Origin of the sequence: Sphingobium cupriresistens, assembly GCF_004152865.1 — a bacterium.
GTDB lineage: Bacteria > Pseudomonadota > Alphaproteobacteria > Sphingomonadales > Sphingomonadaceae > Sphingobium > Sphingobium cupriresistens.
In genome coordinates this window covers 1-4,282 of sequence record NZ_SEOO01000088.1, presented here as the reverse complement: position 1 = coordinate 4,282, position 4,282 = coordinate 1, and the positions used below count along the sequence as shown (strand labels likewise).

At 60.7% G+C, this 4,282-nt stretch carries 6 protein-coding genes; 4 read left to right on the top strand and 2 right to left on the bottom strand.

All coding sequences use genetic code 11. From position 1 onward, the window contains the following. Positions 1-55: 55 nt before the first annotated feature. On the top strand, positions 56-745 hold the full coding sequence (locus EWH12_RS21545) for a hypothetical protein (RefSeq protein ID WP_129927781.1): 690 nt from the start codon (positions 56-58) through the stop codon (positions 743-745). A 425-nt stretch (positions 746-1,170) separates the two neighbouring features. Continuing rightward, entirely contained in the window at positions 1,171-1,512 is a 342-nt protein-coding gene (locus EWH12_RS21535; protein ID WP_129927780.1) for a hypothetical protein, read from the top strand. Positions 1,513-1,563: 51 nt separating this feature from the next. Here EWH12_RS21535 and EWH12_RS21530 read toward each other — a convergent pair whose 3' ends face one another. Continuing rightward, a complete protein-coding gene (locus EWH12_RS21530) occupies positions 1,564-2,115 on the bottom strand; it encodes a type II toxin-antitoxin system VapC family toxin (RefSeq protein WP_165363696.1) in 552 nt (183 codons plus the stop codon). Beyond that, on the bottom strand, positions 2,105-2,377 hold the full coding sequence (locus EWH12_RS21525; RefSeq protein ID WP_129927778.1) for a hypothetical protein: 273 nt from the start codon (positions 2,375-2,377) through the stop codon (positions 2,105-2,107). The genes EWH12_RS21530 and EWH12_RS21525 overlap by 11 nt, the downstream gene beginning before the upstream one ends. A gap of 183 nt (positions 2,378-2,560) precedes the next feature. On the opposite strand from EWH12_RS21525, the gene EWH12_RS21520 reads away from it, so the two are divergent. Both EWH12_RS21520 and EWH12_RS21515 read left to right on the top strand, forming a co-directional pair. Beyond that, positions 2,561-3,757, top strand: coding sequence for a DUF932 domain-containing protein (locus EWH12_RS21520; protein WP_129927777.1), 1,197 nt, complete (start codon positions 2,561-2,563; stop codon positions 3,755-3,757). A gap of 93 nt (positions 3,758-3,850) precedes the next feature. Further along, positions 3,851-4,063, top strand: a complete 213-nt coding sequence (locus EWH12_RS21515) for a hypothetical protein (protein ID WP_129927776.1) — start codon at positions 3,851-3,853, stop codon at positions 4,061-4,063. Positions 4,064-4,282 lie beyond the last annotated feature (219 nt).

Genomic DNA, 4,282 nt, shown 5'->3' with positions numbered 1-4,282 from the left:
GAACCGTTACCAGTCCCGCATGTGCCGGTAGGCTACTGATGACGGAACATCAGGTTTGATTCATGAGATAACTCCTTTCAAACAATTACTTAAGCGACTTCACGTCGCACGCGGCAATTTCCATTATGAAGGCGATCTCTATCGCGCCGGCGAAGCGTTGCCATCGCTCGCCTCCCGGATCGATCGCCATCTCGCCCAGCATTTGACTGGCACCAGCTTTGCGATCCGCACCGAGACATTTGCGGGCGGACGCAAGGTCATCGCGGAAATCCTCGATACACCTGACGACCTCACCAGCCGTGAAGCGCAGGACGCCTTCATCGTCGAGGTGCGCGATCAGATGGAACGGTTCGGGTTCACGCGGACCAATCCGTTGCAGGATTTCTGGTCATGCAGTTTCTACGGTGAGGTCCGCATCGGCCAGGCCTATTGGGCGGCACTGGCAAAACGTCAGGGTATCCGCAATCCCGTCGATACGGTCCTATCACTGGCGGCGTTCAAGAAGCGCGTAAAAGCAGGTGATCGGCTGAAGCTTCTGGACGCGCCGTCTGGTCATCGACTGCTTGGAACGACCCGCGACATCACCAAAGTGCGCTCGGGCGACCTGATCCTCGAAGGTCGTTCCTACCTGTCCTTTCCCAGGGCCTCTGCCTTCGCCTGCGACGGCCGTCTGATCCGGATCGCCATCGGCTCGCAATATGGTCCTGACGATCATCTGCTCTACGAATGGCTAAGGGCTTCCTGAGCGCCATTTCCTATGGTGATCGCGCTTGCCGAGGCCATGCGCGATATCGGGCATAATTATCAGCGGCACCTTCATGTGACAGCGAGCGATATCGATCCTCGCGCGATCCACATGGCCTATATCCAGCTCTAACTGCTTCATATCCCGGCACATCTCATGGTCGGAAACTCCCTATCGGGCGAGATACAGGACCATTGGTTCGCCCCAGCGCATATATTGGGGGGACGGACCGCTCGGCTCGCCCTTCGCCAACGTCGTGAACCCGTGGCTGAGACCGCCCAACGCGCGACCACCGTCACCGCCGCGACATCACCATCGCAAGGCGCCGTTCCGCCATCGCACGAGCCAAGGGCATCGCAGCGATCGATGCCGCCACAGTTGAGCCTATTCTGACATTTTCACGCCGCACATCATAGGAGATTGGCATGTCCCGACATGTCCATATCGACGCCCTGGGCCAGATGACGTCCGGCACAGCAATCATAACTTTGGCCATTTGCGGACCGCGCGGCGGCATGCGTGCGATCGAGGATATTTCAATCGATGAAGCCGAGAAAATGGTGACGCAACTTCAGGCTGCGGTAGCTCACGTTCGAGCCGGGGCCGCCATCGCTCCAGTCGATCGCTTCATGCAGGACGTCATCGACCGGCTCGCCGATCCGGGACTCGCGCTCGATCCTTCTTTTCGTTCATGGTGCGCCGGCAATCACGGCCTGCTCAGTCCACGGCAGGCGGCTGAACGCTGGTGCTGCTGGCATGTTGCCTGACCGATTCTGGCGGTCGCGAGCATGGTCGGTTTCCCGGGCCTATCTGACGGGTCAATACAGGATGACGCCCGTCCCAGGAATGATCTGATCGAAAAAATCGAAATCGCGCCGGTTGCCGGTCAGCAGGTCACAGCCGGTCGCCGCAGCCTGCAGAAACAGCAGCGCATCGTTGAGCAGGGCGATCGAATGGGGTTGGCCGCAAAGCCGTGTGACCATGCCTGCCAGCATACCGGCCTCTGCGAACATGCGGGAGGAGGGCGCGCTGAGGCGATGCTCCGGGATATCGTCGATTGTCCGTCCCAGCGTCTTGAGGACAGACGCGGTGCGTTTGTCGGCCGGATCGAGCGCGCCCATCAGGTGGGTCATCTCGGCAAGCGCCACGCAGGAATGATTGACGATCCTGTTTTCCAGCAAACAGTCTACTTCAACCGGTGTCTTGCCCTGGAGCACGTCAATATAGACGCACGTGTCGAGCAGAAGCTCGCGGCCTATGACAGCTGCCTTGTGAACAAGCGGCAATTCCTCTTCGGGTCGTCGCGACAGCCTGGCACCAGATCGCTGCGGCCTTATCCGGCGCAACGAGGCCTTGCGATCAAATCCCAAGCGCAATGTCCGCAGGGATCGTGCCCTTCCGGCTCACAAGCCTGGCTCCAAAATCATCTTCGAGCGCCACTTTTGCGAGCGCATATTCGACAAGATCGGTGGTCGAGGCGATGCCGCTGCGCATCTTGGCGCGATCGATGAGTTCGCGTGGCACGCGGGCGCCGACCGCGCTGTTCGTGCCCGACAGCAAACCCGCCGCCTTGGCAGCGGCCACGACCGCTCCATGTCGCTGGGACAGATGATCCTCGTGCTTCGTCGCCATCACGGCCTCCTTTCGTTGAACATATACGCCAATTTGTAAAACATGCAAGCTGCCGTCGTACCTATTGCCGCCGGTCGAGGTCTCGTGAAACCGATATCGCGGCACGCGAAGGGAAGGGAGGGGCAGGGATGTGACAGGGGCGGTGAAGCACCTGTCGCTCTGCATCTCAAGGAGACGATTTCCATGGCGACCCTTGCCCCCATGAACGAAAGCCCCCGCGTTACGGCGCCCTATCGGATCGATGTCTCGCGCGGACGCATGAGCAGCCGCGTATCGTCCGAATGGTTATCCCGTCCCGACGACGAGAAATATCTCTCGCTGACCAGTCTCTATGATGCCGTGCGCGGCCGCGCGGACCGTGCGACCACGCGTATCGTTGAAAGCCGCTCGATCCGGGTCGAGGCGAAAAGCGACAATCCAGAAAGGCTGATGCTGGTGGCGCCTGGCGATGATCGACCGCTTGCCCCCACCAACTGGTCTTTCGGCCAGGTGGCAAGTCTCGTCGGTGCCCCGGCCTCTTATCTGCGCCAGCTTCCTGCCGCGCTTGCCGGCATCAACCTGCAGCATGGGTTGATGAACCACCGGGGCGAGCAGGTCAAACTGCTCCAGACCGAGAATGGTCGCACCGAATTGCGGGCGGCTACCGGGTCGGAATATGGCAGGATCTTCGACTGGGAACTGGTCCAGGCGGTGATGGCCTTTGCCGGCGATGGCGTCGGCGACACGCGCTGGAAGGTGCCCGGAACCATCGATTGGGGCAGCATGACCTACAACCCTCATGTCGATATCACCAGGGAGACGACCACGCTCTACGCATCGGACCGGGACATTTTCCTGTTCCTCGTGGACGACACGCACCCTATCGAGGCCGGCAAACTTCCTAATGGCGATCCCGACCTTTATTTTCGAGGCTTCTACGCCTGGAACAGTGAGGTCGGGTCCAAAACCCTCGGGATCGCGACCTTTTATCTGCGCGGTGTGTGCGCCAACCGCTGTCTGTGGGGCGTCGAGAATTTCGAGGAGGTCAACATCCGCCACTCGAAATTCGCCGGTGCCCGTTTCGCGCATCAGGCCGCGCCCGCGCTCGAGCATTTCGCGAACTCTTCGCCGTCGCATTTCATCTCCGGCATCAAGGCCGCTCGCGAGCGGATCGTCGCGCGCAAGGAGGAAGAGCGCGAACCCTTCCTGCGCAAACGGGGCTTTTCCAGGGCCGAGACCGCAAAGATCATCCAGACCGTGCTGGCCGAGGAAGGCCGGCCGCCGGAATCCATCTATGATTTCGTCCAGGGCATAACGGCGCTGGCGCGGGCGAAGCCGCATCAGGACAGCCGCCTCGACCTGGAGAACAAGGCCAGAAAGCTGCTCGAACAGGCGCTTTGAGGCCCGACGCCGCCGCTCTCATGCCTTCTCCACCTCCCTCCTCGCCATCCCGGTCATTCGCCGGGGTGGCCATCGTCATGAAAGGATGCCGCCATGCGCGCCCAATCGTCCCTTCCCCTGCCGCAATTTATCGTCGACATCGCCTTCTTCAGCGGCGGCGAATACTATGCCACCGAGACTTACACCGTTCCTGCATCCACCTGGTTTGCTGCGGAGCAACAGGCGCTGCAGATGTCGGTAAACAGCGTCTATGACGATGCGCGCATTCCTGACCTCAGCCGAACCGCCACTGTCTGCACGGCCTGATCATGCTCTGCGATCAATCTCGATGACAGAACTTCCGAGCCGGAATCCTGGGACGGGTGTGCCGATCCAGCCGCTGTCCGAACCGTGGGCGCGGTCGCGTCCGTCAATGTGGTGTAAAATCGGGTGTGGCCACTGGGCTGCATTTTCAGGCGGCCTTGGGTGTAATCTGTAGCGGCTGTGCCTCCTCGATCATTGGTGTGGCAAGGGCGGCCATGCCCT